The following is a 26,487-nucleotide window of genomic DNA, read 5'->3' as shown; positions in this document are numbered from 1 at the left end:
CGGCGGGACCGCTCACAGGTGGAGGGTGAACCAGGTGGTCTTGCCGTCGTCGGTGGGTCGTACGCCCCAGTCGTCGGCGAGCGCGCGGACGAGGATCAGTCCGCGCCCGGATTCGTCGTCCTCGGCCGCGAAGCGGGGCTGGGGCAACTGCGGGCTGTGGTCGCCGACTTCGACCGTCAGGTCCAAGGCGGTCCGGCACAGGTGCAGTCCGATGGGGCCCTGGGCGTGCTGAACGGCGTTGGTGAGGACTTCTGAGAGCAGCAGCCGCGCGTCGTCGGCCTTTGTGGCGCAGCCCCACGAGGTGAGGGCCTTGCTGAGGAAGGCCCGGCCCTCGGGGACGGAGTCGGGGACCGCCGGGAGGTCGAGGGAGACGGCGTCGAGCGGTGCGTCGGGCAGCCGGGTCAGCAGCAGGGTGACATCGTCGTTGTGGCCCTCGGCGTCGGGCAGCAAGGTGGTCAGGACGTGGTCGGCGGCCACCTCAAGGTCGGGGGCGGTGGCGAACAGGCCGCTCAGTGTGCTGGTGAGCTGGGAGAGCTGGTCCTCGATGTCGCTGCCGGGGGTTTCGATCAGTCCGTCGGTGTAGAGCACGAGGGTGGCGCCGGGCGGGATGACCGCACTGCACTGCTGGTAGAGGACGTCACCCACGCCGAGGGGCGCGTTGACGGGCGCGGGCAGCGCACGGGCGCCCTCGCCCGGGGTGGCCACCAGGGTGGGCAGATGTCCGGCGGAGCAGATCGTCACCGCGCCCGCGTCGGCCGCGATCACCAGGTAGCAGCAGGTGACCAGTTGGTCCGGGACGTCGAGGTCGGCGACGGCGGCGTCGAGGGCCTGCATGAGCTGGCGGGGCTGCATACCGGTCTTGGCCAGGGCGTGCGCGGCGGAACGCAACTGGCCCATGACGGCAGCGGCTTCCAGTCCGCGTCCCATCACGTCGCCGATCAGGACGCCGACGCGGCCGGCGCCCAGCGGGACCAGGTCGAACCAGTCGCCGCCCACCCCAGCCCCCTGGGTGGCGGGCCGGTAGCGGCTGGCGGTCGTGAGACCGGGGATGGCGGGCGGAGTGCCCATCAGACTGCGCTGGAGGGTCAGCGCGATGTGCCGCTGTTGTTCGTAGAGCACGGTCAGCTCGGCCTCGGCCCGCTTGCGATCACTGATGTCACGGACGATGGCGCAGGCGCCGATGACCTCGCCCTCGGGTGAACGGGTCGGCCACAGGGTGATGTCGACGTCGAGGAGATCGCCGTGACGGGTGACCCGCAGTGTCTCGAAGTGCTCGATCCTTTCCCCGTTGCGCAACCGGTCCATGAGGAGGTCGATCTCGTGGCCGTGGTCGGGCGGGGCCAGCAGGGACACGTGGCGGCCCATGACCTGGGCGCGGGTGTACCCGTAGAGGCGCTGGGCGGCGGCGTTCCAGTAGGTGATGTGTCCGTCGAGGGTCTTGGCGAGGATCGCGTCCTGGGAGGACTCGACGAGCGCGGCCAGCTCGTTGATGCGTTCCTCGGCTGCCTTGCGGTCGCTGACGTCGCGGACGGCGGCGGAGACGAGGAGGCCGTCGGTGGTCTCCAGGGGGCTGAGGCTGATCTCGACGGGGAACTCGGTGCCGTCCTTGCGCAGGCCGTGCAGCTCAAGCCCGGCGCCCATGGGCCGCACCTGACGATTTTCGGCGTAGCCGGTCCGGTGCGCGGTGTGGTGGGTTCGGAAGCGGTCGGGTACGAGCAAGTCCACTGTTCGGCCGAGGAGTTCCTCGCGCCCGTAGCCGAAGAGCGCTTCCGTTTGGGCGTTGACGAGTCTGATCGTTCCGGTGTCGTCCACGATCACCATGGCGTCCGGCGCCGCCTCCAGCAACCCCCGGAACCGGTCCTCGGCCGCCTTGCGGTCGCTGACGTCGCGGACGGCGGCGGAGACGAGGAGGCCGTCGCTGGTCTCCAGGGGGCTGAGGCTGATCTCGACGGGGAACTCGGTGCCGTCCTTGCGCAGGCCGTGCAGTTCGAGCCCGGCGCCCATGGGCCGCACCTGACGATTTTCGGCGTAGCCGGAGCGGTGCAGTGAGTGGTGGGTTCGGAAGCGGTCGGGTACGAGCAAGTCCACTGTTCGGCCGAGGAGTTCCTCGCGCCCGTAGCCGAAGAGCGCTTCGGTCTGGGCGTTGACGAGCGTGATCGTTCCGGTGTCGTCCACGATGATCATGGCGTCGGGCGCCGCTTCCAGGAGCCCCCGAAACCTGTCCTCGGCGCCTCCCGAACGGGCACCGCACTCCCCGGCACACGACGTCGACGCCGAGCAGCCGGACGCCGAGTCCGGTGCGGCCGAAGCCGAACTGATCGTTTCTCCCACGTTCGCCCCCACGGACCCTTCGCCCCTCACGGACCCGCCGCATGCGGTCGTTCGGGCCATCTCAGCGCACTTGGATCACGATCACTGGGGTATGTCTCATTCTGGCCGCACCGCGGTCGATCGTGTCTGCGGCGAGCGCGGGCTACGTTCGTCTGCCGACATGTTCGGTCGTGAGTCGGCCCTGTCGGACCAGCGAACCCCGGGTCCGGCCGGGCGACGGTGGACCGGCCGTGCGCCGGGACGACCGTCGGGCGATGCTGAAGGGGGTGACGAAGGGAGCCCCATGTCCGAGCGCTCGGATGCGGCCGCCGGGGCGGGCCGACGCGGTCTCGTGCGGCGGGCGGCTCCCGGCCTCGCCGTACTGGCCGGCTACCACCGTTCGTGGCTGCGCGGCGACCTGCTGGCCGGAGTGACCGTCGCGGCCTATCTCGTTCCGCAGGTCATGGCCTATGCGGGCCTCGCGGGACTGCCGCCGGTCGCGGGGCTGTGGGCGATCCTTCCCGCCCTGCTGCTGTACACCCTGCTGGGCTCGTCCCGGCTGCTGTCCGTCGGGCCCGAGTCGACCACCGCGCTGATGACCGCCACCGTGGTGGGGCCCCTCGCCGCGGGCGCCCCGGACCGGTACGCCGTACTCGCCGCCGGGCTCGCGGTCGTGGTCGGGGCGATGTTCCTGGTGGCGTGGGTGGCGCGACTGGGCTTCCTCGCCGACCTCCTGTCACGGCCGATCCTGGTCGGCTACCTGACCGGCGTGGCGCTCATCATCATCGTCGACCAGCTCCCCAAGCTGACCGGTGTCCGCACCTCGGGATCCGAGTTCTTCCCCCAACTGCTCTCCTTCATGAGGCACCTGGGAGAAGCCCATCCCGCCACGCTGATCTTCTCCGTCGCGGCGATCGCGTTCCTTTTCGCGGTCGCGCGGTTCCTCCCCGGTGCCCCGGGCCCCCTGCTGGCCCTGGTGCTCGGCACGGCGGCCGTCGCGGTCTTCGGACTCGAGGACCACGGCATCGCCGTCATCGGCGCGGTACCGGCCGGGCTGCCGAGCCCCGGCCTGCCGACGCCGGGAGACCTGCCGCAACTGGTACTGCCGGCACTCGGCGTGCTCCTGGTCGGCTATACCGACGTCATCCTGACCGCGCGCGCCTTCTCGGAACGCGGCGACGAACTCGACCCCAACCAGGAACTGTTGGCCCTGGGAGCCGCGAACCTGGGCGCGGGCGTGCTGCACGGCTTCCCGGTGAGCAGCAGCGCCAGCCGTACCGCGCTCGCGCACTCGGCCGGGGGCCGCAGCCAGGCGTACTCGCTCGTCGCCGGTGTGGTGGTCCTCGCCGTGTTGCTGTTCCTCAGCCCGCTCCTCGCGCACACGCCGTCGACCGTGCTGGGCGCCCTGGTCGTCTATGCCGGGGTCCGCATGATGGATCTGGCCGGGTTCCGGCGGCTGGCCGCCTTCCGACGCCGGGAGTTGCTCCTGGCCCTGGGCTGTCTGGCCGGAGTGCTGGCCCTGGACATCCTGTACGGCGTGATCGTGGCGGTCGGGCTCTCCGTCGCGGAGCTGCTCACCCGGGTGGCCCGCCCGCACGACGCGATCGAGGGTCTGGTGCCGGGACTGGCAGGCATGCACGACGTCGACGACTATCCACAGGCCCGCACGGTCCCCGGCCTGCTTGTCTACCGGTACGACTCGCCCCTGTTCTTCGCCAACGCCGAGGACTTCAAGCGGCGGGCGCTGGCGGCGGTCGACCGACACGCAGGTCCTGTCGACTGGTTCGTCCTCAACACCGAGGCCAACGTCGAGGTGGACATCACCGCGCTCGACGCGGTCGACGCCCTGCGTCAGGAACTCGAACAGCGTCACATCGTCTTCGCGCTCGCCCGCGTCAAACAGGACCTGCGCGACGACCTCGACGCCTTCGGGCTGACCGAGGCCGTCGGCACCGACCGGATCTTCCCGACCCTGCCCACGGCCCTGGCCGCCTACCGGGAGTGGCTCCGGCGCGGCGGCCGCAACCTGGAGAGGGAGACGTAGTCGGCTTCCTCGAAGAGGCGTCGGGCAGCGCCGGTGCCCTTCGGCGTGGTCGTGCGGGACGAGCCCAACAGCCCCTGCGGACAGGGCCGCCCTCCCACGCACGCCCCGCGGGTCCATAGGGCCGATCGGCCCCTTCCGGGGACCTGCGGCCCCTGCACCGCGAACCCCCACGGCACGACGCTGGAAGAGGGATCGAGCGATCCCGGTCCAGGAGGTGGAGATCATGCCCCGCACCGTCACCGTAGGCCTCGACGGCTCGCCCGAGAGCCGTGCCGCCGCCGACTGGGCGGCCAGGGAGGCGAAGCTGCGCGGGCTGCCGTTGAAGCTGGTCAACGTCTGGGAGCCCGCTCCGACCCCCATCGCCCAAGCCCCCCTGCTCGGCCCCGAGACCCACCAGCAGTGGAGCGAACAGATACCGCGTGAAGCGGCCGGGGAACTGCGGGCGGCCCACCCGGAGCTCGAGGTGCTCGTCGAGCAGGTCACCGGACGGCCGGCCGAGGTGCTGACCGACGCCGCGAAGGACGCCGAACCGCTGGTCCTCGGATCCCGTGGCCTGAGCGGGATGGGCGGATTTGTGGTCGGCTCCGTAGGCCTGGCCGTCGTCGCCCACGCCGAGGGTCCGGTCGTCCTCGTCCGGGCCGAAGGAGACACCCCGGACACCGACGCCGGCGTACCGGCCCCGCGACCCGTCGTGCTCGGGCTCGACACCACGGCCCCCGACGGCACCCTGATCGGCTTCGCCTTCGAGGCGGCCGTCCTGCGCGGCGCCTCCCTGCGTGTCGTCCACGGCTGGAACGAGCCGCCCTACATCGCGTACGGCATGCCCCCGGACCTGGAACTGAACGCCCAGATCGGCGCGGAGGAGGCCGTCGCCGTGAGCGAGGTGCTGCGGCCGTGGCGGCAGAAGTTCCCGACGGTGGACGTCGTCGAGGACTCCCTGTCCGGGAAGGCGGCCAACCACCTCGTGGATGCCTCCGCGCAGGCCTCCCTGGTCGTCGTCGGCCGCCGTATCCGCCGTTCGGCGCTCGGCGCCCACATCGGGCCGGTCACCCACGCCGTGCTGCACCACGCCACCGCCCCCGTCGCCGTGGTCCCGCACGACTGAGGCCCGGCACGACCGATCACCCGACGACACAGCCGATCAACCAACACGACTCACCATCAGGCGCGCCTCACCCTCCGAGGAGAGACGCCCGTGAATGCGGCAGTCGTACGAGCGTGGAGGGAGACTTGTCGTGGTGGCGGTGCCCGCGCACGGGGCCATCCGGGTCATCCGCGAGTCCCGGCCCCTCGTCTCCGGCGAAGGACGGTGAGGACGGTGGAGCTGCCCCTGGTCGTGGGCGTCGACGGCTCGGAGCCCAGCCTGCGCGCCGTGGACTGGGCGACGGACGACGCCGCGCTGCGCGGCGCACCGCTGCGCCTGGTGTACGCGTCGCTGTGGGAGCGCTACGAGGGCGCCGCGCTCGCCGAGGGCCTCAGCAGGTCCCCGGAGCAGGTGATGGCCGACAACATCGTCGAGGCCGCCGCGCGCCGGGCCCACCTTCGGGCCCCCGAGGTGACGGTCACCACCGACGTCCTGCCCGACGACGCGGTGAGCGTGCTGCTGAACGAGGCGCACACCGCCGCCGCGCTGGTCCTCGGGTCACGCGGGCGCAGCGGCCTCGCCGAGCTGCTGCTCGGCTCGGTCAGCTTCACGGTCGCCGGCCGCGCCGCCTGCCCGGTGATCGTGCTGCGCGGCGACCAGGACAACCAGGCAGGGGCCAAGACGCACCGGCGCGTGGTCCTCGGAGTCGGCGAGGGACCACACGGCACGGCGGCCACCCGGTTCGCCTTCGAGGAGGCCGAGGTCCGCAAGGCCACCCTGGACGCCCTACGGGCCTGGCGCTGCCCGGCGTACGAGAGTCCCGACGACCCTCTGCTCGAGGGTGAACCGGCCCGTTTGCACGAGCAGCGGGCCGCGGAGATCATGGAGTCGGCGCTGAGCAAGGCCGCGGACGAGCATCCCGCGGTGGATCTGCACCGCAGGACCGCCGAGGGCAGCGCTCGCCGGATCCTGCTGGACGCCTCGGACGACGCCGACCTGCTGGTCGTCGGAGTCCGGCGCCACCACGGACTCCCCGGACTCCAGCTCGGCCGGGTCGCCCACAGGCTCCTGCACCACTCCACCTGCCCGGTCGCCGTCGTACCGCAACGGGGATGAGCGACTCAGAGGGTCGCCGCGTGGTCGGGGACATACGTCTGCAGATCGCGCGGCGGGCGCACATAGCCCGTCGACGGGGGCCGGGGCGGCAGTTCGAGAACCGGTGGCTTCACCTCGTGGTATGGAACGGAGCCGAGCAGGTGGGCGATCATGTTCAGGCGGGCCCGGCGCTTGTCGTCGCTCTCCACGATGTACCACGGCGCCTCCGAGACGTCCGTGTGCACCAGCATCTCGTCCTTGGCCCGGGAGTACGCCTCCCAGCGGGTGATCGACTCCAGGTCCATCGGGGACAGCTTCCAGCGCCGTGTCGGATCCTTCAGCCGGCGCCGGAACCGCTTCTGCTGCTCCGCGTCGCTCACCGAGAACCAGTACTTGCGCAGCAGGATCCCCTCCTCGACGAGCATCCGCTCGAAGATCGGGCACTGGCGAAGAAAGAGCTGGTGCTCCTCCTTCGTGCAGAAGCCCATCACCTGCTCGACGCCGGCGCGGTTGTACCAGCTCCGGTCGAACAGCACGATCTCCCCGGCGGCGGGCAGATGCTCGACATACCGCTGGAAGTACCACTGGGTGCGCTGGCGCTCGGTCGGCTTGGGCAGCGCCACGGTCCGTGCGACGCGCGGGTTGAGAAGCTCCGACACCCGCTTGATCGTGCCGCCCTTGCCCGCCGCGTCCCGGCCCTCGAAGATCACCACGAGCCGGGCGCCCTCGGTGCGCACCCACTCCTGAAGCTTCACCAGCTCCGTCTGCAGGCGCAGCAGCTCCCGCTCGTACGCCGCAACCGGCACCTTCGCCGTCTTCTCGCCGGCCATGCCGCCTCCTCCGCTCGATCACGCACACCGATGCCACGCACCGCGACACGCCCTGCGACACGCCTCGTGACGCACCTCGATGACTTACGGAGTCACCATGCCCAAGGCCGAACCGCCCAAGGTCGAACACCAGGACAGCACCGTACTGACCGACGAGGAACTGCGCACCCTGGACGCCCACTGGCGAGCCGCCAACTACCTTGCCGTGGGCCAGATCTACCTGCTCGCCAACCCGCTGCTGACCGAACCCCTGACCCCCGCGCACATCAAGCCGCGGCTGCTCGGCCACTGGGGCACCTCGCCCGGCCTCAACCTGGTGCACACGCACCTCAACCGGGTGATCAAGGCCCGTGGTCTGGAATCGCTGTGCGTGTGGGGGCCCGGACACGGCGGGCCCGCGGTCCTCGCCAACTCCTGGCTCGAGGGGACCTACAGCGAGACGTATCCGAGCGTCTCGCGGGACGCGGCCGGCATGGAGCGGCTGTTCCGACAGTTCTCGTTCCCCGGCGGGGTGCCCAGTCATGTCGCGCCCGAGACCCCGGGCTCGATCCACGAGGGCGGTGAGCTCGGCTACTCGCTGGCGCACGCCTACGGGGCCGCCTTCGACAACCCGGACCTGCTGGTCGCCTGCGTCATCGGTGACGGCGAGGCGGAGACGGGGCCGCTGGCCGCGTCCTGGCACTCCAACAAGTTCCTCGACCCGGTCCACGACGGCGCCGTGCTGCCGATCCTGCACCTCAACGGCTACAAGATCGCCAACCCGACCGTCCTGTCCCGGATCCCGGAGGCCGAACTCGACGAACTGCTGCGCGGCTACGGCCACGACCCGATCCACGTCGCCGGCGACGACCCGCACGAGGTCCACCGTGCGATGGCGGACGCCTTCGACCGGGCCCTGGACAGCATCGCGCTGATGCAGCGCACCGCCCGCGCGGAGGGCGTGCCCGAGCGGGTGCGCTGGCCCATGATCGTGCTGCGCACCCTGAAGGGCTGGACGGGACCGGCGGCGGTCGACGGCGTGCCCGTCGAGGGCACCTGGCGCGCCCATCAGGTACCGCTGGCCGCGGTCCGCGAGAACCCGGAACACCTGCGGCAGTTGGAGACCTGGCTGCGCTCGTACCGTCCCGAGGAACTCTTCGACGCCGAGGGGCGCCCCGTCGCCGACGTCCTCGCCGGCGTACCCGACGGCTCGAAGCGGCTCGGCGCCACCCCGCACGCCAACGGCGGCCTGCTCGTCCGTGATCTGCCCCTCCCGTCCCTCGACCGCTACGCCGTTCCCGTCGACAAGCCGGGCGCCACCCTGCACGAGCCCACCCGGGTTCTCGGCGACCTCCTCGAACAGGTCATGAAGGACACCTCCCGACGCCGGGACTTCCGGCTGGTGGGCCCCGACGAGACCGCCTCCAACCGGCTGGGGGCCGTCTTCGGCGCCACCGGCAAGGCCTGGCAGGCCCAGACCCTCCAGGTGGACGAGCACCTGGACCGGCACGGCCGCGTGATGGAGATCCTCTCCGAACACCTCTGCCAGGGCTGGCTGGAGGGCTACACGCTGACCGGCCGACACGGGTTGTTCTCCTGCTACGAGGCGTTCGTGCACATCGTCGACTCGATGGTCAACCAGCACATCAAGTGGCTGAAGACGTCGAGGGAGCTGGCGTGGCGCGCCCCGATCGCCTCCCTCAACTACCTGCTCACCTCGCACGTCTGGCGCCAGGACCACAACGGCTTCTCGCACCAGGACCCCGGCTTCGTCGACCACGTCCTCAACAAGAGCCCCGAGGTCGTACGGGTCTATCTGCCGCCGGACGCCAACACCCTGCTGTCGGTGGCGGACCACGTGCTGCGCAGCCGCGACTACGTCAACGTCGTCGTCGCGGGCAAGCAGCCCTGCTTCGACTGGCTCTCCATGGACCAGGCCCGCGACCACTGCGCCCGCGGCGCCGGGATCTGGGAGTGGGCGGGCTCGGCGAACGGGGACCGTGAACCGGACGTCGTCCTCGCCTGCGCGGGTGACGTCCCCACCCAGGAGATCCTGGCCGCCTCCGACCTGCTCCGACGCCATCTGCCCGGGCTGGCCGTCCGCGTCGTCAACGTCGTCGACATGACCCGGCTGCTGCCGCGCGACGAACACCCGCACGGGATGCGCGACTTCGAGTACGACGGGCTGTTCACCACCGACAAGCCGGTGATCTTCGCCTACCACGGCTACCCCTGGCTGATCCACCGGCTCGACTACCGCCGCGCCGGCCACGCCAACCTGCACGTACGCGGCTACAAGGAGATGGGCACCACCACGACCCCGTTCGACATGGTCGTCCGCAACGACATGGACCGCTACCGGCTCGTCATGGACGTGATCGACCGCGTCCCCGGCCTCGGCGTCCGCGCCGCCGCCGTCCGCCAGCAGATGGCCGACGTCCGCAGCCGCCACCGCACCTGGATCCGCGAACACGGCACCGACCTGCCCGAAGTCGCCGACTGGACCTGGAGCGGCTGAGCCCCCACCCCGCACCGGCCGGCATTCCGCACCGGCCGATATCCGGCACCCCGTAAGGGAGTTCAACGCCATGACCGTACGCATCGGCATCGACATGAGGACGGCCGACGACCGATGAGCGCGGAGCCGAACGGCATGGCCCGCGTCCCCCGTGCGCTGCATGGGACGCGGGCCATGGTCCTCGACACCGACGGCGTCATCACGGACTCCGCGCGGCTGCACGCCGCCGCGTGGAAGACGGCCTTCGACGCCTTCCTACGTCCACGCGGCGAGCGCCCCTTCGACCCGCACGAGGACTATCTGCGCCACGTCGACGGCAAATCGCGCCTCGACGGAACCGCGGCCTTCCTCGAAGCCCGGGGGCTGCGGCCCTCCGACGCGGAGATCCGGGCCGTCGCCGCCCACAAGGAACGGCTGTTCACCGAGCGACTGCGCGCCGGACGCGTCGATGCCTACCCGGGCACGGTCCGCCTGCTGCGGGCCCTGCGGTCCACCGGGATCCCGCTGGCCGCGGCCTCCGCCTCCCGGCACGCGGGCGAACTCCTCGAACAGGCGGGAGTACGCGGTCTCTTCGACGTTCTCGTGGACGGAGGGGAGGCGGCCCGGCTCGGGCTGCCCGGCAAGCCCGACCCCGCTCTCTTCCTGGAAGCGGCCCGCCGCCTCGGGGTCCCCGCCGAACAGGCCGCCGTCGTCGAGGACGCCCTCGCCGGAGTCGAGGCCGGGCGACGCGGCGGATTCGGAATCGTCGTGGGCGTCGACCGCGCCCGCACCCCGGCCACCCGGACCGCCCTGATGGAGCACGGCGCGGACCTGGTGGTCGAGGACCTCGCGGAGCTGCTCACGCAGAAGGAGGACTGAGGGTGTCCGACTGGACCTGGGCGTACGAAGGCTACGAGCCCGCGCAGGAGCGGCTGCGCGAGGCGCTGTGCACCCTCGGCAACGGCTACTTCGCCACCCGGGGCGCGGCTCCCGAGTGCGCGGCGGACCCCGTCCACTACCCGGGCACGTACGCGGCGGGCTGCTACAACCGCCTCACCTCGGACGTGGCCGGACACCGGGTCGAGAACGAGGACATGGTCAACCTCCCCAACTGGCTGCCACTTCGCGTGCGCACCACCTCCGGGAACTGGCTCACGCCCGACACCCACACGCTCCTCGACCACCGCCAGACCCTGGATCTGCACGCGGGCACACTGGAACGCACCCTGCGCTACGCGTACGTCGAGGACGGTGTGAGCCGGCACCTCGCCGTGCGGCAGGTGCGCCTTGTCCACATGGCCGACCCCCATCTGGCCCTGCTGCGCACGGAGTTGACGGCGCAGGGCTGGTCCGGGGAGATCGAGGTCGAGACGGCGCTCGACGGGAGGGTCGCCAACACCGGAGTGGAGCGCTACCGCTCCCTCGCCTCCCGGCACCTCACGGACGTCCGGACCGGCACCACGGCGCCGGACACGATCTGGCTGGAGTGCCGGACCAGCACCTCCGACCTCAGGATCGGCCTGGCGGCCCGCACGGTCACCGACGTACCCGCCCGGACCGTGGACGCACACGAGGACGCGCGGGCGGCTCGGCTGCTGCGGCTCACCCTGGCCGACGGCCGGACGGTCACGGTCGACAAGACCGTCGCCCTGCACACCTCCCGCGACCCGGCCATCGAGGAGCCGGCGCACGCCGCCCTCGACCGGGTCGGCCGCGCCCCGGACTTCGCGACCCTGCTGGACTCCCATCGCACGGCCTGGCAACAGCTGTGGCGCAACGCCGAATTGGACGTGCCGAACAGTGCGGGCCCGGTGCTGCGGCTGCACCTCTTCCACCTGCTCCAGACGCTCTCCCCGCACACCGCGGAGCTGGACGTCGGCGTGCCGGCGCGCGGTCTGCACGGCGAGGCCTACCGCGGACACGTCTTCTGGGACGAACTGTTCGTCCTGCCCTACCTCAACCTGCACTTCCCCGAGGTCTCTCGCGCCCTGCTCACCTACCGCCACCGCCGCCTCGAGCAGGCCTGCCGGGCCGCGGTCGACGCCGGGCACACCGGCGCGATGTACCCGTGGCAGAGCGGCAGCGACGGCCGGGAGGAGACCCAGCAACTGCACCTCAACCCGCGCTCGGGGCGCTGGCTGCCCGACCACTCGCGGCTCCAGCACCACGTCGGCTCGGCGATCGCGTACAACGTGTGGCAGTACTGCGAGGCGAGCGGCGACACCGAGTTCCTGCACACCAAGGGCATCGAGATGCTCGTGCAGATCGCCCGCTTCTGGGCCGGCCTCGCGGCGTACGACGGGACGCTCGGCCGGTACCGGATCCGTGGCGTCGTCGGCCCCGACGAGTACCACGACGCCTACCCCGGCGCCGAGCGGCCGGGACTCGACGACAACGCGTACACCAACGTCACCGCGGCCTGGGTGATCGCCCGCACCCTCGATGTCCTCTACGACCTGCCCGAACTGCCGCGCCGGGACCTCTGCGAGCGCACCGGCCTCGACGCGGCCGAACTCGACGGCTGGCAGGAGGTCTCCCGGAAGCTGTACGTGCCCTTCCACGCCGGGGTGATCAGCCAGTTCGAGGGCTTCGGCGCACTGGAGGAGTTCGACTGGGACGGCTACCGGACCCGCTACGGCGACATCCGGCGGCTCGACCGGATCCTGGAGGCCGAGGGCGACAGCGTCAACCGCTACCAGGCGTCCAAGCAGGCGGACGTCCTGATGCTGGGCTACCTCTTCTCGCCCGCCGAGCTCGGCGGGCTCTTCCGCAGGCTGGGGCACGAGGTGGACGACACCGTCTGGCGGCGCACCGTCGACCACTACCTGCGCCGCACGAGTCACGGCTCGACGTTGAGCAGCCTGGTGCACGGGTGGGTGCTGGCTCGCGCGCGGCGCGCGGAGGCGTGGACGTTCGTACACGAGGCCCTGGCCGGGGACGTCGCCGATCTGCAGGGCGGCACCACGGGGGAGGGCATCCATCTCGGTGCCATGGCCGGCACCCTCGATCTCGTCCAGCGCTGCCTGACCGGTCTGGAGACCCGGGGCGGCGCGCTGCGGTTCGATCCGGTGCCGCTGCCGGAGTTCTCCGAGTACGGCTTCGGCATCCGCTACCGGGGTCATCGTGGCGTACAACTGCACCTGACCGCAGACCAGTTGATGCTGTCAGTGCCCGCCTCCGACCAGGACCCGATCGACGTCGCCCTCGCGGACCGCACCGTGTCCGTAGCGCCCGGGGAGTCCTGCACTCTCACCCTGCCGGACCAGTGACCTGACGGTCCCGCGGGTCGCCAGGCAGTACGGTGAGGGCAGGCGGACTGGTGTGCGGCCTCTTGTCCGCCGAATGGGCCGGAGGAAGCGATGGGCGCGGACACACGCGGGGGATCCGAGCAGCATCTGCCCAAGCTTCGGCTCGACGAGCTGCTGGGCGAGCTGCAGGTGCGAATCGACGCCGTCCGCGGTACTCGGGACCGCCTGCACAGCCTGCTGGAAGCCGTCCTGTCGGTCGGACGGGAGCTGGACCTGCCACAGGTACTGCGCAGCATCGTCGAGGCGGCCGTCGTCCTGGTGGACGCCGAGTACGGGGCGCTGGGCGTGATCGGTGGCGACCAGAAGCTGTCCGCGTTCATCACCGTCGGCATCGACGACGAGCGGCGGTCCGAGATCGGGGCGCTGCCCAGCGGGCACGGACTCCTCGGTGAGCTGATCCGGCACCCGGTTCCCCTGAGGCTGCCGGAACTCTCCGAGCACCCGGAGTCGTACGGCTTCCCCGCCCACCACCCGCCGATGCACTCCTTCCTCGGCGTACCGATCCGGGTGCGGGACGAGGTGTTCGGGAACCTGTACCTCACCGAGAAGCGCGACGAGCGGGAGTTCGACGCGGAGGACGAGTCCGTCCTGGCGACGCTGGCCGTGGCCGCCGGCGTCGCCATCGAGAACGCGCGGCTGTACGAGGAGACCAGGCTCCGCGAACGATGGCAGCGGGCCAGCGGGAAGGTCACCAGCGTCCTGCTGACCGGCGCGCCGGGCGCGGAGGTGCTGGAGCTGATCGTCGACGAGGCGCGGAAGATCGTCTCCGCCGACATGGGGCTGATCGCGGAGCGCGTGGCGGGCGAAGAGGAGCTACGGCCGGCGCTGGCCGTCGGGCTCGGCGCGGCGGAGCGCGGTGGTCTGGTGATGTCGGCCAGGGGCGGTTTCGTCGGAGCCGCGCTCAGCTCCGCGGAGCCGGTGGTCAGCGCCGACATCGAACACGATCCCCGTGTGGGCGGGGGCGAAGCCCAGTGGGCCGGGCTCGGACCCGTCGTCGCGGTGCCGCTCGGTACCAGCGGCAAGGCGCGGGGCGTGCTGCTGCTGGGGCGGTTGCGGGGCGGCACACCGTTCGGCGACGCGGACACCGGACCGCTGCTCGGGTTCGCCGACCAGGCCGCACTGGCGCTGGAGCTGGCCGAGCGACGGCGGGACGCGGAACAGATCGCGTTGCTCCAAGACCGCGACCGCATCGCCCGGGACCTGCACGACCTCGCCATCCAGCGGCTCTTCGCGGCCGGCATGACACTGCAGAGCGCGCAGCGGTTCATGGAGCATGCCGAGGGCATGGAGCGACTGGCACGGACCGTCGACGACCTCGACGACACCATCAAGATCATCCGGTCCACGATCTTCGGCCTGCGGACGCACGGCGGGGCCGGCCGGGACGGCAACGGTCTGCGCGGCCGGGTCTCCGAGGCGGTCACGGCCTCGAGTACGTCGCTCGGGTTCGCGCCCGCGCTGCGGATCGAGGGGCTCGTCGAGACCGAAGTCCCCGGCGACATCGCCGACCACGCTGTCGCGGTGCTCGGCGAGGCGCTGAGCAACGCGGCCCGGCACTCCGGGGCGCACGCCGTGGACGTCCGGCTCCAGTGCGCCGGTGGCGAGTTGACGCTCACCGTGACGGACGACGGCTGTGGAGTGCCGGCCGACGTGCGGCGCAGCGGCCTGAAGAACATGGAGGACCGGGCCATCGCCCTCGGGGGCGTACTGACGCTCGGCGAACGGCCCGGCGGTGGTACACGGCTGGTGTGGCGGGTACCGGTGAGCGCACCCGGCGCGGACGCGCGGGGCGGTCCGGCGCGTGGCTGAGACGGCCGGCGACCTGTGCGACCGGTGTTCTGGGGCTGCGGGTGCTGGGGGCCGGCCGCGCCGTTCCCCGTGGAGCTGAAGGGGTGTTCCCTGGAGTCAGCGGCTCTGGTGGCCGGCGGTGCCGGGGTGCTCCAGCTGGCTGGCCAGGACCGCCGCCTGCACCCTGCGCTGGACGCCGAGTTTGGCCAGCAGCCGGGAGATGTGGTTCTTCACCGTCTTCTCGGACAGGTACAGCTTCTTGCCGATCTCACGGTTGGTGAGCCCGTCCCCGATCAGTGCGAGGATGTCGCGCTCGCGGGGCGAGAGACCGGCGAGTTCGGGAGCGAGCGCCGGGGCCTCGGTGGGGTCCGCGCGCAACGACCGCATCAGCCGGGCGGTCGTCGTGGGGTCCAGCATCGACTGACCGGAAGCCACGGTGCGTACCGCCGAGACCAGATCCGAGCCCTTGATCTGCTTGAGCACATAGCCCGAGGCTCCGGCCATGATCGCGTCGAGCAGGGCCTCCTCGTCGTCGAACGACGTCAGCATCAGACAGGCCAGCTCAGGCATCTGGCTGCGCAGCTCCCGGCAGACGCTGATCCCGTCCCCGTCCGGCAGGCGTACGTCCAGGACGGCCACGTGCGGTCGCAGCGCCGGGCCGCGCACCAGCGCGTGCTCGACGTTGCCCGCGTCGCCGACCACCGAGATGTCCGGCTCGGCGTCCAGGAGATCGGTCAGACCGCGGCGCACCACCTCGTGGTCGTCCAGCAGGAACACCCGGATGGGGTTCTGTTCCGTGAAGGTGCGCGCCTCGGCCATGACGACCCCTTGTTCGGTTTCAGTACCGGACCGTGGACCACGAGCCCGCTGTGACGACGATCATCACCCTCCGGGGCCGAAGTCACTAGGGCCGACCGGCCCCACTTGACCGCGGCCGTCGCATCGGCCCCGGGTCACCGCTCAGGCCCGCGGGCCGGTCCCGTGAGCTCGAACTCCACGTCCACCACCCCTTCGACGGCCCGCACCAGGCGCGCCGCCACGGGCACCAACGAGGTGTCCCGGACACGCCCGGCGAGAGTGACGACCCCGTCGTGCACCTGTACCCGCACCGGTGACGACGGCGCACGGAACAGATACGACACCACCTCGCGGCGCACTTCCTCGGCGATGTCCTCGTCGTCCCGCAGGAACACCTTCAGAAGGTCGCCGCGGCTGACAACTCCTGCGAGCAGGCCCCTGTCGTCGACGACGGGCAACCGCTTGACCTTGGCGTGCGCCATCGTCCGTGCGGCCTGCGCGAGAGTCGCGTTCGCCCGGACGGTGAATGCAGGGGCCGTCATCAGGTCCTCGGCCGTCACGGCGCCGGCCTTGGCGAGATCGGAGAGCCGCCGCAGCTGCGTGTACCGGTCCGGATCGCTGTCGCGGAACTCCTCCTTGGGGAGCAGATCGGCCTCGGAGACCACGCCGATCACCCGGCCCTCGCCCTCCAGGACGGGCAGGGCACTGACCTTCCACTGCTCCATCAACCGCACGATCTCCTTGAAGTTCGCCTTGCGGCCGACGGCGGCGACGGTGTGGGTCATCACGTCGCTGACGATGTGCGGGCTGCCGTGCACGGTGACTCCTCGCTGGGTGGCGACGCGGTCAGCGAAGACTTCCGCTGCCGTAGGGCGCGTACATGTCCAACAGCCGGGTCCTGGCCGACCGCAGCCTGCGGGCGACCGTGTCCCCCACCCACTGGCCCACGGCCATGCCCAGCGCCGGATCGGCCAGGCACATGGCGCGTACGATTTCGGCGTCGAACTCGTACGCGCGTACCGGGCTCGTCGCCTCGGCGCCCAGATGCCAGGTGTGCGGCCCGAACAGCCAGGACCAGCCGACGAGTTCGTTGTGCCCGACGGTCTCGATCACGACCGCGCGGCGGCCCGGCACACGCATGTCGAGGGTCACCGTGCCGGTACGGACGATCCAGAACCGGTCCGCTCGCCGTCCCTCCTCGAACAGGCGGGTCCCCAGCGGGAACGACACCTCCCGGGCGCTGTGCATCAGTCGTTCGCCGTGCTCGGCGGGCAACGCCCGCAGCATGCTGGAAGCGGTGGAAGCGTTCATGATCGTTTCCTCTTCCTCGAGCTCCTCTTCCAGGAGCGCGACCAGGCCACCTCCAATCTCTTTCTCGGGCCCCGCTTCCACCATGGGCCGAAGGGCCCCTCGGCAGGGCCTGCCCGGCCCCTGCGCCCGGGTCAACCCGGTACCAGACTCGAGGGGAGAAGGGGAATCCACCGGCATGCGCGCAGGAAGGTGCGGACCATGCTTCGACACGTCGCCGCGGGGATCGACGGTTCTCCCGCAGGCCTGGCCGCTGCGCACTGGGCGGCCAGAGAAGCCCTGCGCCGAGGCACGGCGCTGCGCCTGGTGCACGCCTGGGAGGGGCAGCCGCGGCCGGCCCCGACCGTGCCCGCGGACGTGTCGCAGCGGTCCTGGGCCGAGGACATGCTGGCGCAGGCGTCGGACAGCATGCGTGCCGCGCACAGCGGCCTGCAGATCATCACCCACGCGGTCGCCGACGCACCGGTCGAAGCCCTGCTCGCGGCGGCCGTAGAGGCAGATCTGCTGGTCCTCGGCTCCCACGGGATCAGCGGCGTCGCGGGCTTCCTGACCGGGTCGGTGTCCCAGCGGGTGGTCGCAAGGTCACCGCGTCCCGTGGTGCTGGTGCGGGCGGGGGAGTGCACCGCCGACGAGCACTTCTCGGCGGTGGACGGAATCTCCCCCGACGAGATACCCGAGACCCCGTACCGCGATGTCGTGCTCGGCCTCGACACGGACCGGCCCTGCGACGAACTGATCGAGTTCGCCTTCGACGCCGCCCGACGCCGTGCCGCCCCGCTCCGCGTGGTCCATGTCTTCAGTGGTCCGTCCCCCTACGCGGCGATCGACAGGCTCGCCCCCGAGAACGACCCCGGGCTGCGCGCCGAGCACGAGCGTGCCGTGGTCGTGACGCTTCGCCCCTGGCGCGAGAAGTTCCCCGCGGTCGCCGTGACCGAGACCGTCACCGAGGGGCGCGCGGCCGGCGAGCTGATCCACGCCTCGGCCGGCGCGGCCCTCCTCGTGGTGGGACGCCGGGTGCGCGAGACCCGGCTCGGCACCCACCTCGGCCCCGTCGCGCACGCCGTACTGCACCACGTTCCCTGTCCCGTCGCCGTGGTCCCGCACGCCTGAACAACCCCGGAGGACGAGTGAGAGATGACCGGGCGAGCTGTGTCTCACGTGGTCTTGCGTCGCCACTGTGGTCCGGCCTGGTCCCATTCACGACCCCACTGGTCGTAGCGCCGTTGGTCGAGCCGCCACCGTGCGACGCGCCCGGCGGCGAAGGCCAGGCCGCCGAAGGCGACCCCGGCCGCGGCGCCGAGCGAGGCCGCCTCGAAATCAGCTGCCGAGGCGGTGGGCGGCTGCGTGGTGAGCTGCTCCTTGCTGTTCAGCCAGACGACGACCTTCGATCCGACCCGGTGGCCGTAGTCCACCAGGGCCCTGCCGGTATGGGTCGAGCCGTCCGCCGCCGTCCAGCGGACCGTCGCCCGGACGCGGTCGTAGGGCGTATCCGCCCCGATGCCCACCGTCCGGGCCGTGCTCGAGACGAGGACGGCCTGCACCGCGTGCCGCTCGTGCCGAAGCCGCGCGAAGGACGCGTCGGCGGCATGAGCCGTCAGCAGCCCGGTCAGGGTGCCACCGATCGCGATGACCAGCCACACGGCCAGCACGATCCAGGCCTCGACCACGTCGTCGTGCCGGCGCAGGGGGTTGTTCCGCCAGCGCCACAGCAGCTGCCTCATACGCTCGGTCCTGCGCATCCGACCGCACCTCCTCGTCGTCATGGACCGGACGGTCGCGTCGGGGAATGCGCGGTGGCAGAGGCCGAGCGGGCGCCGTCGCGGCCCCGCCCGGTCCCGCGATGGGGACCGACCGGCCCAAGCGGACAGCGACGGTCATGTTCAGGCTGGACATACGAGGTCGATCCATGCGCGAACAGGCCGTCGAGCGGCGTACCACCATCGTCGGAGTCGACGACTTCGACGGCAAACGCTGGTGGCGCGGCAAGGGGCGCCCGCTCGCCGTAGTGCCCCGCGACCGGCATCCGCAAGAGCCAGGAAGGGATCGTCATGAAAGCACTCGTGTTCCACGGTTCCGGAGAGTCCGCGTGGGAGAAGGTCACGGACCCCGGAATCCAGGATGCCACCGACGCGATCGTCCGCGTCGACGCCGTCACGATCTGCGGGACCGACCTGCACATCCTCAAGGGTGACGTACCTGGGGTGCGCCCCGGCACGGTACTCGGACACGAAGCCGTCGGGGAGATCGTCGACGCGGGCGCCGACGTCCGTACGGTCCGCCCAGGTGACCGTGTCCTGGTCTCGTGCATCACGGCGTGCGGCCGCTGCCGCTACTGCCGGGAAGGCATGTACGGGCAGTGCCGCGGTGGCGGGGGATGGATCCTCGGCCACTTGATCGACGGCACGCAGGCCGAGTACGTCCGCGTACCGCATGCGGACCTGTCGACCTATCAGCTGCCGGGCGCGGTGGACAGCAAGGACGCCGTGCTGCTGGCCGACATCTTCCCCACCGCCTACGAGGTGGGCGTGCTGAACGGGCGGGTACGGCCCGCGGACACCCTCGTCGTGGTCGGAGCGGGGCCGATCGGGCTCGCCGCGATCGCGACGGCCCGGCTGTACACCCCGGGGAAGATCATCGCCGTGGACCTGGTCCCGGCCCGGCTGGACGCCGCCAAGCGCCTTGGCGCCGACGCGGTGGCCGCGGCGGGGGAGGAGGCGGAGCAGTTGGTCGCCGACCTCACCGAGGGCCTGGGTGCCGATGTGGTCATCGAGGCGGTGGGGGTGCCCGCGAGCTTCGAGGCGTGCACACGCATGGTGCGGCCCGGCGGGCACGTGGCCAACCTCGGCGTGCACGGCAGGCCCGTGACCCTCCACCTCGAAGACCTGTGGAGCAAGAACGTGACGATCACCACCGGCCTGGTCGACACGTACTCCACGCCCACCCTGCTGCGCATGACGGCCGCCGGGCAACTGCCCACGTCGTCACTCGTCACCCACACCTTCCCGTTGGACGCGATGGAGAAGGCGTACGACGTCTTCTCGCGGGCCGCCGACACAGGCGCGCTCAAGGTCGTCCTCGGCGCACCGCAGCACGACGCCCTGACGGTCAGGACGCCCTGACAGGAGGAAGTGACGGCCATGAGTGAACAGACATCGCCGAACGCCGTGTCGGCCACTGCGGACAGCGCGCGGGGCGACATCGGTCGCCGTATCGCCCGACGGCGTGAGGAACTCGGCCTGACCCGGGAGGAGACCGCCTACAGGGCGGGCACGGCTCCCGGCTACGTCCGGTACCTGGAGGAACAGTCCACCGCCACTCCGGGCCCAGGCGTTCTCATCAGGCTCGCCGACGTCCTCGAGACGAGCGTCGCGGCCCTGCGCGGTGGCGAGGCGGACCTGCCACCCGGGACCGGCCGAGCCGCTCACCACGCGCGGCTGATCGAATTGAGCGCGGAGGAGTGCTGGGCGCGGCTGTCGACACACGGCGTGGGAAGACTGGCGACAGAGACCGCCGAAGGGCCGCAGATCGTCCCCCTGAACTACAGCGTCGTCGACGGTGCGATCGCTCTCCGGACGGCACCGGGCGCGACGTCCGCCAAGGCCGTCGGAACCGACGTGGCCTTCGAGGTGGACCACATCGACGAAGCGCTCAGCCAGGGCTGGAGCGTTCTCGTGCGGGGCCGCGCGAGGGTCGTGACGGACGCGGACGCGACGCGCCGGCTGGAGGAACGCGCGTACAGCGATCCGTGGGCGGGCGGCGAGCGGTCCCTGTGGGTGTGCGTCGATCCGGTCGACATCACCGGGCGCCGGATCGATGTGCCCTGACCGCCGGCATCGAGGGGCGTCGCTCTTGGGCCGTCCCGTGCCGGTGGGCCCTCTTCCCGGCGCCCGCCGCCCCACACGCTGAAACGCGTACCGCTGTACCCCGTGAAGGTGGGACCCGGCGATGAACGCCAACGACGGCTTCCGTGAACTCGGCCGCGAGGAATGCCTGCGTCTGCTGGAGCGGGCACCGATCGGTCGGGTCGTCCACACGCGCCACGCCCTGCCCGCGGTGCTGCCGGTCAACTTCTGCCTGGACGTCGACTCCGCGGTACTGATGCGTACTTCAGCAGACTCGGAACTGGCCGCCGCGATCGACGGCGTGGTGATCGCCTTCGAAGCGGACGAGGTGGATGCGACGGCGCACTCCGGCTGGAGTGTCGTGGTCACCGGCCGTGCCACGGTGGTGACCGATCCCGTGGAGCACGGCCGGCTGGCGCGGACCGGCCCGCGCTCATGGGTGGCCTCACCCGAGGAGGTCTTCATCCGCATCGAGCCCGAGCTGGTGACCGGCCGTCAACTCGTCGCAGGGCTCGCCGCGTACTGAGAGGCCGGCCGACGTGTGTTCCGGCACCGCGAGCTCGGTGCGGCTCGCCGACGACGACGAGTTCGACCCCGGACGCCTCGCCCAGTCGGTGCGCAGGGTCAGCATTTCGCTCAGGTGGCTCCTGTCGGAGACGGCACAACGCCGCGTCTCATGTCCGCGAGCTCTCGCACCGAGCCTTCACGCCACTGACCGGATCGTTCCGGTGCCGGCCTGGATCAGGCCTGCGGATCCGGTATCCGGCCAGGTCAGAATGGGAGGTATGAACCGAGCGCTGATCGTGATCGATGTCCAGGAATCCTTCCGAGCCCGCGCGCTGTGGGAGCAGATCGCCAATCCGAAGATCGCGGAACCGGTCAACCGTCTGGTACGACTCGCCCGCGCCAACGGCGACCTGGTCGTCTGGGTCCTCCACACGGAGCCTGGCAGCGGCGGCGTCTTCGACCCGGCTGAGGGGCACGTCCGCCTGCTGGACGAACTGGAGCAGCCGCAGTCCGGTGAGCCAGTCCTGTACAAGACCTCCCACAACGCCTTCACCACCACCCATCTGCAACAACTGCTCACCGAGGCGGGCGTGCGCGAGCTGACGGTCTGCGGCATCCGTACCGAGCAGTGCGTGGAAACCACCACCCGGGTGGGAAGCGACCTCGGATACCGGATGGTCTTCGTCACCGACGCCACGACCACCAATGCGATCGGTGACCTGAGCGCCGACGCGATCATCGAGCGCACGGAGGCCGTCCTGCGCGACCGGTTCGCCCGGATCTCCACGGTGGCCGAATGGGAGGCGGAGCTGGGAGCATCCCAGACGTGAGCCATGTCGTCTTCGTCCTCGTACCCGGCGTCCACCTGCTCGACCTCGCCGGACCGGCCCAGGTCTTCAGCATGGCGGGGGACTTCGGACAGCCCTACCGGCTGAGCTACGTCGCCGACCAGGAACAGGTGTGCAGCGCCCAGGGCCTGCCGCTGGCCGCCCACACCCAGTGGCCGGAGCTGAGCGCCGACGACCTGGTGGTGGTGCCGGGGTGGAGGGCGTCCACACTGCGCGGCGGCCCCGAGCTGGGCCCGTCCGTGCTGGAGCGGCTGCGCGCCCACCACACCGCCGGGGGAGCTGTCGCCAGCGTGTGTGCCGGGGCCGAGGCCCTCGGCCGCGCTGGGCTGCTGGACGGGCGCAGGTGCACCACGCATCACCACCTCCAGGATGAGCTGGCGGCCCGCCACCCCCGGGCGATCGTGGTGCGGGATGTGCTGTTCACCACCGACGACCGGGTGGTGACGTCGGCCGGTATCGCCAGTGGCATCGACCTGGCGCTGCACCTGCTGGCCGTCCGCCACGGTCCCGCCCTCGCCGCCCAGGTGGCGCGGGACATGGTCGTCTACGCCCGCCGCAACGGCGACGAGCCGCAGGCCAGCGCCATGCTCCGGCACCGGTCCCACCTGGACGACGCCGTCCACCGCGCTCAGGACCTCATCGACGCGCGGTTCGCCGAACCACTGCCGTTGGCCTACGTGGCCGCCAGCGTCGGCGTCAGCGAACGCACGCTGACCCGGCTGTTTCACCGGGCCACAGGCGGCCTGACGCCGCTGCGCTACCAGCAGACCCTGAGAGTGGAGCGCGCGGAGCACCTGATCGGCCACGGCACGACGGTGGAGGCCGCGGCCCGCGAGGTGGGCTTCCAGGACGTTCGGATGCTCCGCCGGCTGCGTTCCCGAGCGCCTTCCGAGGCGACGGGGTGAGCCGTTCCGGCTCGGCACGGCCTCGCATGACCTAGGACATGACCCAGCGGTGGCGGACGTGCCAGGTAGTGCCGTCGGTGGTCGCCCCGCGCAGGCCGTGCAGGGTGTCAGGGCCGGTGAGCGCGGGGAGGCGGGAGTCCCGCAGGGAGGCGAAGGCGAAGGTGCGCGCCGGGTCCCAGTCGGTGGAGTGGCGCAGACGGCGGGCGAGTTGGGCGAAGCCGAGCGGGGCCGCGGCCATGACCCAGGCGTCGGGTGCCTCGGCAGTCAGCCTTCTGGCGGGGCGCAGCCAGGATGCGGAGGTCTCCGGCCAGTCCACTGACGCGAGGACCTTTCCGCCACGCGCCTCCCATGCGGCGGCGAAGGCTTCGGCAGCCGCCAGGGAATCCGCATCGCGGCTGTGGCCGATGGTCACGGTCTCGATCCGTGCCTTCGCTGCGGTCAACAGGCCGATGAGGGCCGCGAGTTCGGCCTCCGTGTGCGGCGTAGTCGCGGACAGGTCGCCGAACCCGGCCAGCTCGGCGGCACCGATCAGGGGTGAGCGGGACCGCTCCCGCTCGGCGCGGATGCTCATGACGAGGCGTTGCTGCCTTCCTGGGCCGTTTTCCAGCGGGCGTACTCGTCGGGCAGGCAGACCGCGCAGGGCCGGTATCCGGCCGCGATCGCGGTGGCCTCGTCCGGAAAGAACACGCGGTGCTCGGCGTAGTGGCCGCGGGCGATGGCCCGGAGGGCGGAAGGGCAGTCGAGACGCCCGTAGAGGCGCCCGCGCCGGTGTCCGCCGAGTGTGCCAGGCGTGCCGCTCCCGCAGAGCTGCCCGTCCGGGCCGAGCAGTGTGTACGTGCGGTCCGCGGCGTCGGCCGTCATCGATCTCGATCCCTTCCTGGCCAAGGTCACCAGTGGTGTTGCACCACCAACCTTGCGGCTTGTGGATCGCCTTGCCCGGCGGGATTCGGACGTCACGTCGCGGAGACGGCGGTGCCACGGCGCAGACGGCGACCGCCCCCCATGACGGCGGCGGATCCCTCAGCCTCCGCGTTCCCTAGAAGGCCTCGGTTGTCGGGGTTCCCGCGACGAGGCGTCGGACGGCCTCGACGACCGCGTCGCGGTGCTGTCGGGTCTGCTCGGCCGGCTGCTCGTTGGCCGCCATGGGGCTGGTGGGCATCCATGCGCTGGCGAGGGCGAGGGTGAAGACGAGCAGGTCTTCAGGGGTGAAGGTCGCGGTCAGCAGGCCGTCGGTCTGCGCCTGGGTGATCGCGGCGGTCTTCTGCCGCATGGAGGTTCCCAGCCCTTGCGGCTCGTGGTCGGTGCCCGAGCGTTCGAGGCGGTGCCAGGTGGCCAGCCGGAGCTGGTGCGGGTTGGCGAGGAGGAAGTCGAACAGGTGGCCCGCGTATCCCGGCAGGTCCTCGGGCGTGAAGGGGACCTCGTCGAGGATGCGGGCGACATGCGCGTCCATGACGGCGTCGAACAACTGCTCCTTGTTGCCGAAGTACGTGTAGATGAGGGCCTTGTTCACCTCTGCCGCGGCGCCTATGCGATCCACTCGGGCACCGGCGATGCCGCGGGCCGCGAACTCGTCCGTCGCGGCTTTGAGCAGGCGGGCCTTGGAGGCCTCGGAGTCCCGGGGGCGGGTTGGGGGCTGGTGCTGGGGCATGACCCCAGAGTAGTGCAACTAACTGTTTATTTGACACACCTCGCGGCCGGCCGCACTATATAAATGACTGTTTAGTTAGCAGGGGCCCAGCCCGCAGTTCCCAGCGCCGCCCCCGCGCGTCACCCACTCATCCAGCCAGCGCCATCCCGGAAGCGAAGACACCTCATGACCAAGACCTGGCTCATCACCGGCAGCTCCCGCGGCTTCGGCAGGGCACTCGCCCGCCACGTCCTCGACAACGGCCACCGAGTCGTGGCCACGGCCCGCCGCCCCGAACAGCTCAAGGACCTCGTCGAGCGCTACGACGACCAGGTCCGCGCCGTCGCCCTCGACGTCACCGACCCGGCGGCCGCCCGCGCCGCCGTACAACTGGCCCAGGACGCCTTCGGCAGGCTCGACGTCGTCGTGAACAACGCGGGGTACGCCGACAGCGCCGCCATCGAGGACATGCCGGACGAGGACTTCCGGGCCCAGATCGAGACCAACCTGTTCGGCGTCGTCAACGTCACCAAGGCTGCCCTGCCCGTACTTCGCCGCCAGGGTTGCGGACACTTCCTCCAGTTCTCCTCCATCGGCGGACGCGTGGGCGGATCACCGGGCCTGAGCGCCTATCAGACCGCGAAGTTCGCGGTCGAAGGCTTCTCCGAAGTCCTCAACGCCGAGGTCGGGCCCCTCGGTATCAAGGTCACCATCATCGAGCCCGGTGGCTTCCGCACCGACTGGGGCGGCTCGTCCATGACCGCCCTGCCCGTAAGTCCCGCCTACGAAGAGACCGTTGGCGCGATGAACCGCTACCGCGAGCAGACCGCCGCCACCTGGCCCGGAGACCCGGCCCGGGCAGCCAAGATCATCACCGACCTCGTCGGGCTCGACGAACCGCCGCTGCGCCTGCTGCTCGGCGCCAGAGCCGTCGAGATGGCGGCCGACGCCTCCCGTACCCGTGCCGCCGAAGCCGAGCGGTGGGCCGACATCAGCCGCTCGGCGGACTTCCCCGCGGGCGAATGACGGCGACGGCGGGTCGAAATACACCTAGCAGGACGGGAGTTGTGACTCATGACGTCGTCGACGGCGGGGTGGTGGCGGGCGCCCGGTCGGAGTCGGATGGGGAGGGTTGCGTGCGGACCACGGCTTGATCGCCTCGCGGTCCGAACAGGTGCAGGATTTCGACGGCGCTGGTGTTCGCCGGACCGAACCAGTGCGGTTCTCTCGTGTCGAACTCGGCCACTTCGCCCGGGCGGAGTGTGCAGTCCCGCTCTCCGAGGATGAGGCGCAGTTCGCCCGCGAGGACGTAGAGCCACTCGTAACCGTCATGGGTCACCAGCACCGGCTCGCGGGGAGCCAGTACCTGCTTGAACACCTGCACCCGACCCGGGTACTGCGTCAGAGGCACAAGGACGCTGCCGTGACCCTTGCGCAAGGGCTTGAGGTGCACCCGAGGATCACCGGTGGCCGGCGCGGCCACCAACTGGTCGAGTGCGACGCGGTGCGTACGCGCGAGCGGGATGAGCAAGTCCAGAGTCGGGCGCCGCTTGCCCGACTCGAGACGCGACAGCGTGCTCACCGACATTCCGGTCGTCGCCGCGAGCGCCTCCAGCGTGAGCCCGCGGTCCCGGCGCAGCGTGCGCAGCCGGGGGCCTATGCCGTCGATGATCTGTTCCAGCTCCGCGTCCATGGGGTCCAGTTTGCAGCCTTCGCA

The 26,487-nt window shown here is 71.3% G+C and carries 23 protein-coding genes and 1 pseudogene; 14 read left to right on the top strand and 10 right to left on the bottom strand.

Features of this window, described 5'->3' with window-relative positions; genetic code table 11:
• Positions 1-12: 12 nt before the first annotated feature.
• Positions 13-2,226: pseudogene (locus ACZ7M2_RS34015) on the bottom strand (SpoIIE family protein phosphatase); the annotation flags it as partial.
• A gap of 388 nt (positions 2,227-2,614) precedes the next feature.
• On the opposite strand from ACZ7M2_RS34015, the gene ACZ7M2_RS34010 reads away from it, so the two are divergent.
• From ACZ7M2_RS34010 to ACZ7M2_RS34000, 3 genes are all read left to right on the top strand, one after another.
• The gene (locus ACZ7M2_RS34010; protein WP_471598571.1) at positions 2,615-4,354 is read left to right on the top strand and encodes a SulP family inorganic anion transporter; all 1,740 of its coding nucleotides are present in this window, start codon (positions 2,615-2,617) and stop codon (positions 4,352-4,354) included.
• 223 nt (positions 4,355-4,577) lie between these two features.
• Entirely contained in the window at positions 4,578-5,459 is an 882-nt protein-coding gene (locus ACZ7M2_RS34005) for a universal stress protein (protein ID WP_471598570.1), read from the top strand.
• Positions 5,460-5,672: 213 nt separating this feature from the next.
• A complete protein-coding gene (locus ACZ7M2_RS34000) occupies positions 5,673-6,554 on the top strand; it encodes a universal stress protein (RefSeq protein WP_471598569.1) in 882 nt (293 codons plus the stop codon).
• Between the two features lie 5 nt (positions 6,555-6,559).
• Here ACZ7M2_RS34000 and ppk2 read toward each other — a convergent pair whose 3' ends face one another.
• Positions 6,560-7,363 carry a polyphosphate kinase 2 gene (gene ppk2 / locus ACZ7M2_RS33995; protein WP_054232062.1) on the bottom strand — a complete coding sequence of 268 codons (804 nt, stop codon included), beginning with the start codon at positions 7,361-7,363 and terminating at the stop codon, positions 6,560-6,562.
• A 97-nt stretch (positions 7,364-7,460) separates the two neighbouring features.
• On the opposite strand from ppk2, the gene ACZ7M2_RS33990 reads away from it, so the two are divergent.
• From ACZ7M2_RS33990 to ACZ7M2_RS33975, 4 genes are all read left to right on the top strand, one after another.
• Positions 7,461-9,860 (top strand): phosphoketolase family protein, encoded by a 2,400-nt coding sequence (locus tag ACZ7M2_RS33990; protein ID WP_471598568.1) that lies wholly within the window; start codon positions 7,461-7,463, stop codon positions 9,858-9,860.
• 114 nt (positions 9,861-9,974) lie between these two features.
• On the top strand, positions 9,975-10,718 hold the full coding sequence (locus ACZ7M2_RS33985; RefSeq protein ID WP_471598567.1) for an HAD family hydrolase: 744 nt from the start codon (positions 9,975-9,977) through the stop codon (positions 10,716-10,718).
• Between the two features lie 2 nt (positions 10,719-10,720).
• Positions 10,721-13,108, top strand: coding sequence for a glycoside hydrolase family 65 protein (locus ACZ7M2_RS33980; RefSeq protein WP_471598566.1), 2,388 nt, complete (start codon positions 10,721-10,723; stop codon positions 13,106-13,108).
• Between the two features lie 90 nt (positions 13,109-13,198).
• Entirely contained in the window at positions 13,199-14,956 is a 1,758-nt protein-coding gene (locus ACZ7M2_RS33975; RefSeq protein WP_471598565.1) for a sensor histidine kinase, read from the top strand.
• Between the two features lie 96 nt (positions 14,957-15,052).
• Here ACZ7M2_RS33975 and ACZ7M2_RS33970 read toward each other — a convergent pair whose 3' ends face one another.
• The 3 genes from ACZ7M2_RS33970 to ACZ7M2_RS33960 form a co-directional block, all read right to left on the bottom strand.
• Positions 15,053-15,754: a response regulator transcription factor gene (locus tag ACZ7M2_RS33970; RefSeq protein WP_352050112.1), complete on the bottom strand. Its 702-nt coding sequence runs from the start codon at positions 15,752-15,754 to the stop codon at positions 15,053-15,055.
• Between the two features lie 134 nt (positions 15,755-15,888).
• Positions 15,889-16,551, bottom strand: a complete 663-nt coding sequence (locus tag ACZ7M2_RS33965; RefSeq protein ID WP_471598564.1) for a CBS domain-containing protein — start codon at positions 16,549-16,551, stop codon at positions 15,889-15,891.
• A 28-nt stretch (positions 16,552-16,579) separates the two neighbouring features.
• Entirely contained in the window at positions 16,580-17,044 is a 465-nt protein-coding gene (locus ACZ7M2_RS33960; protein WP_471598563.1) for a Crp/Fnr family transcriptional regulator, read from the bottom strand.
• A 198-nt stretch (positions 17,045-17,242) separates the two neighbouring features.
• On the opposite strand from ACZ7M2_RS33960, the gene ACZ7M2_RS33955 reads away from it, so the two are divergent.
• Positions 17,243-18,151, top strand: coding sequence for a universal stress protein (locus ACZ7M2_RS33955; protein ID WP_471598562.1), 909 nt, complete (start codon positions 17,243-17,245; stop codon positions 18,149-18,151).
• Positions 18,152-18,195: 44 nt separating this feature from the next.
• Here the strand turns inward: ACZ7M2_RS33955 and ACZ7M2_RS33950 are convergent, their stop codons facing one another.
• On the bottom strand, positions 18,196-18,780 hold the full coding sequence (locus ACZ7M2_RS33950; protein WP_471598561.1) for an Rv1733c family protein: 585 nt from the start codon (positions 18,778-18,780) through the stop codon (positions 18,196-18,198).
• A 309-nt stretch (positions 18,781-19,089) separates the two neighbouring features.
• On the opposite strand from ACZ7M2_RS33950, the gene ACZ7M2_RS33945 reads away from it, so the two are divergent.
• The 5 genes from ACZ7M2_RS33945 (at position 19,090) to ACZ7M2_RS33925 (ending at position 23,143) form a co-directional block, all read left to right on the top strand.
• Positions 19,090-20,160: a zinc-dependent alcohol dehydrogenase family protein gene (locus ACZ7M2_RS33945; protein WP_471598560.1), complete on the top strand. Its 1,071-nt coding sequence runs from the start codon at positions 19,090-19,092 to the stop codon at positions 20,158-20,160.
• Between the two features lie 18 nt (positions 20,161-20,178).
• The gene (locus ACZ7M2_RS33940; protein ID WP_471598559.1) at positions 20,179-20,865 is read left to right on the top strand and encodes a helix-turn-helix domain-containing protein; all 687 of its coding nucleotides are present in this window, start codon (positions 20,179-20,181) and stop codon (positions 20,863-20,865) included.
• Positions 20,866-20,986: 121 nt separating this feature from the next.
• Entirely contained in the window at positions 20,987-21,409 is a 423-nt protein-coding gene (locus ACZ7M2_RS33935; protein WP_471598558.1) for a pyridoxamine 5'-phosphate oxidase family protein, read from the top strand.
• A 259-nt stretch (positions 21,410-21,668) separates the two neighbouring features.
• A complete protein-coding gene (locus ACZ7M2_RS33930; RefSeq protein WP_471598557.1) occupies positions 21,669-22,220 on the top strand; it encodes a cysteine hydrolase family protein in 552 nt (183 codons plus the stop codon).
• Positions 22,217-23,143, top strand: coding sequence for a GlxA family transcriptional regulator (locus ACZ7M2_RS33925; RefSeq protein WP_352050121.1), 927 nt, complete (start codon positions 22,217-22,219; stop codon positions 23,141-23,143). The genes ACZ7M2_RS33930 and ACZ7M2_RS33925 overlap by 4 nt, the downstream gene beginning before the upstream one ends.
• A gap of 31 nt (positions 23,144-23,174) precedes the next feature.
• On the opposite strand, the gene ACZ7M2_RS33920 is transcribed toward ACZ7M2_RS33925, so the two are convergent.
• The 3 genes from ACZ7M2_RS33920 to ACZ7M2_RS33910 form a co-directional block, all read right to left on the bottom strand.
• Positions 23,175-23,714: an ABC transporter substrate-binding protein gene (locus ACZ7M2_RS33920; protein ID WP_471598556.1), complete on the bottom strand. Its 540-nt coding sequence runs from the start codon at positions 23,712-23,714 to the stop codon at positions 23,175-23,177.
• Positions 23,711-24,004 (bottom strand): Ada metal-binding domain-containing protein, encoded by a 294-nt coding sequence (locus tag ACZ7M2_RS33915; protein ID WP_471598555.1) that lies wholly within the window; start codon positions 24,002-24,004, stop codon positions 23,711-23,713. The genes ACZ7M2_RS33920 and ACZ7M2_RS33915 overlap by 4 nt, the downstream gene beginning before the upstream one ends.
• 175 nt (positions 24,005-24,179) lie before the next feature.
• A complete protein-coding gene (locus ACZ7M2_RS33910) occupies positions 24,180-24,791 on the bottom strand; it encodes a TetR/AcrR family transcriptional regulator (protein ID WP_471598554.1) in 612 nt (203 codons plus the stop codon).
• 165 nt (positions 24,792-24,956) lie between these two features.
• On the opposite strand from ACZ7M2_RS33910, the gene ACZ7M2_RS33905 reads away from it, so the two are divergent.
• Positions 24,957-25,796, top strand: coding sequence for an oxidoreductase (locus ACZ7M2_RS33905; protein WP_471598553.1), 840 nt, complete (start codon positions 24,957-24,959; stop codon positions 25,794-25,796).
• A 46-nt stretch (positions 25,797-25,842) separates the two neighbouring features.
• Here ACZ7M2_RS33905 and ACZ7M2_RS33900 read toward each other — a convergent pair whose 3' ends face one another.
• Positions 25,843-26,463: a helix-turn-helix domain-containing protein gene (locus ACZ7M2_RS33900; RefSeq protein WP_471598552.1), complete on the bottom strand. Its 621-nt coding sequence runs from the start codon at positions 26,461-26,463 to the stop codon at positions 25,843-25,845.
• Positions 26,464-26,487 lie beyond the last annotated feature (24 nt).

It is taken from the genome of Streptomyces sp. NPDC111507 (assembly GCF_055638955.1).
Note: the sequence above shows the minus strand (reverse complement) of the source record. Positions and strands in the feature narration are given on the sequence as shown.

Bases quoted from the DNA above. Each gene is read 5' to 3' on its own strand.
- ACZ7M2_RS33940 (WP_471598559.1), top strand. From the start codon at position 20,179: ATGAGTGAACAGACATCGCCGAACGCCGTGTCGGCCACTGCGGACAGC.
- ACZ7M2_RS33990 (WP_471598568.1), top strand. From the start codon at position 7,461: ATGCCCAAGGCCGAACCGCCCAAGGTCGAACACCAGGACAGCACCGTA.
- ACZ7M2_RS33900 (WP_471598552.1), bottom strand. From the start codon at position 26,463: ATGGACGCGGAGCTGGAACAGATCATCGACGGCATAGGCCCCCGGCTG.
- ACZ7M2_RS33910 (WP_471598554.1), bottom strand. From the start codon at position 24,791: ATGCCCCAGCACCAGCCCCCAACCCGCCCCCGGGACTCCGAGGCCTCC.
- ACZ7M2_RS33915 (WP_471598555.1), bottom strand. From the start codon at position 24,004: ATGACGGCCGACGCCGCGGACCGCACGTACACACTGCTCGGCCCGGAC.
- ACZ7M2_RS33950 (WP_471598561.1), bottom strand. From the start codon at position 18,780: ATGCGCAGGACCGAGCGTATGAGGCAGCTGCTGTGGCGCTGGCGGAAC.
- ACZ7M2_RS33905 (WP_471598553.1), top strand. From the start codon at position 24,957: ATGACCAAGACCTGGCTCATCACCGGCAGCTCCCGCGGCTTCGGCAGG.
- ACZ7M2_RS33975 (WP_471598565.1), top strand. From the start codon at position 13,199: ATGGGCGCGGACACACGCGGGGGATCCGAGCAGCATCTGCCCAAGCTT.
- ACZ7M2_RS33930 (WP_471598557.1), top strand. From the start codon at position 21,669: ATGAACCGAGCGCTGATCGTGATCGATGTCCAGGAATCCTTCCGAGCC.
- ACZ7M2_RS33960 (WP_471598563.1), bottom strand. From the start codon at position 17,044: ATGAACGCTTCCACCGCTTCCAGCATGCTGCGGGCGTTGCCCGCCGAG.
- ACZ7M2_RS33985 (WP_471598567.1), top strand. From the start codon at position 9,975: ATGAGCGCGGAGCCGAACGGCATGGCCCGCGTCCCCCGTGCGCTGCAT.
- ACZ7M2_RS33935 (WP_471598558.1), top strand. From the start codon at position 20,987: ATGAACGCCAACGACGGCTTCCGTGAACTCGGCCGCGAGGAATGCCTG.
- ACZ7M2_RS33920 (WP_471598556.1), bottom strand. From the start codon at position 23,714: ATGAGCATCCGCGCCGAGCGGGAGCGGTCCCGCTCACCCCTGATCGGT.
- ACZ7M2_RS34005 (WP_471598570.1), top strand. From the start codon at position 4,578: ATGCCCCGCACCGTCACCGTAGGCCTCGACGGCTCGCCCGAGAGCCGT.
- ACZ7M2_RS34010 (WP_471598571.1), top strand. From the start codon at position 2,615: ATGTCCGAGCGCTCGGATGCGGCCGCCGGGGCGGGCCGACGCGGTCTC.
- ppk2 (WP_054232062.1), bottom strand. From the start codon at position 7,363: ATGGCCGGCGAGAAGACGGCGAAGGTGCCGGTTGCGGCGTACGAGCGG.
- ACZ7M2_RS33955 (WP_471598562.1), top strand. From the start codon at position 17,243: ATGCTTCGACACGTCGCCGCGGGGATCGACGGTTCTCCCGCAGGCCTG.
- ACZ7M2_RS33945 (WP_471598560.1), top strand. From the start codon at position 19,090: ATGAAAGCACTCGTGTTCCACGGTTCCGGAGAGTCCGCGTGGGAGAAG.
- ACZ7M2_RS33970 (WP_352050112.1), bottom strand. From the start codon at position 15,754: ATGGCCGAGGCGCGCACCTTCACGGAACAGAACCCCATCCGGGTGTTC.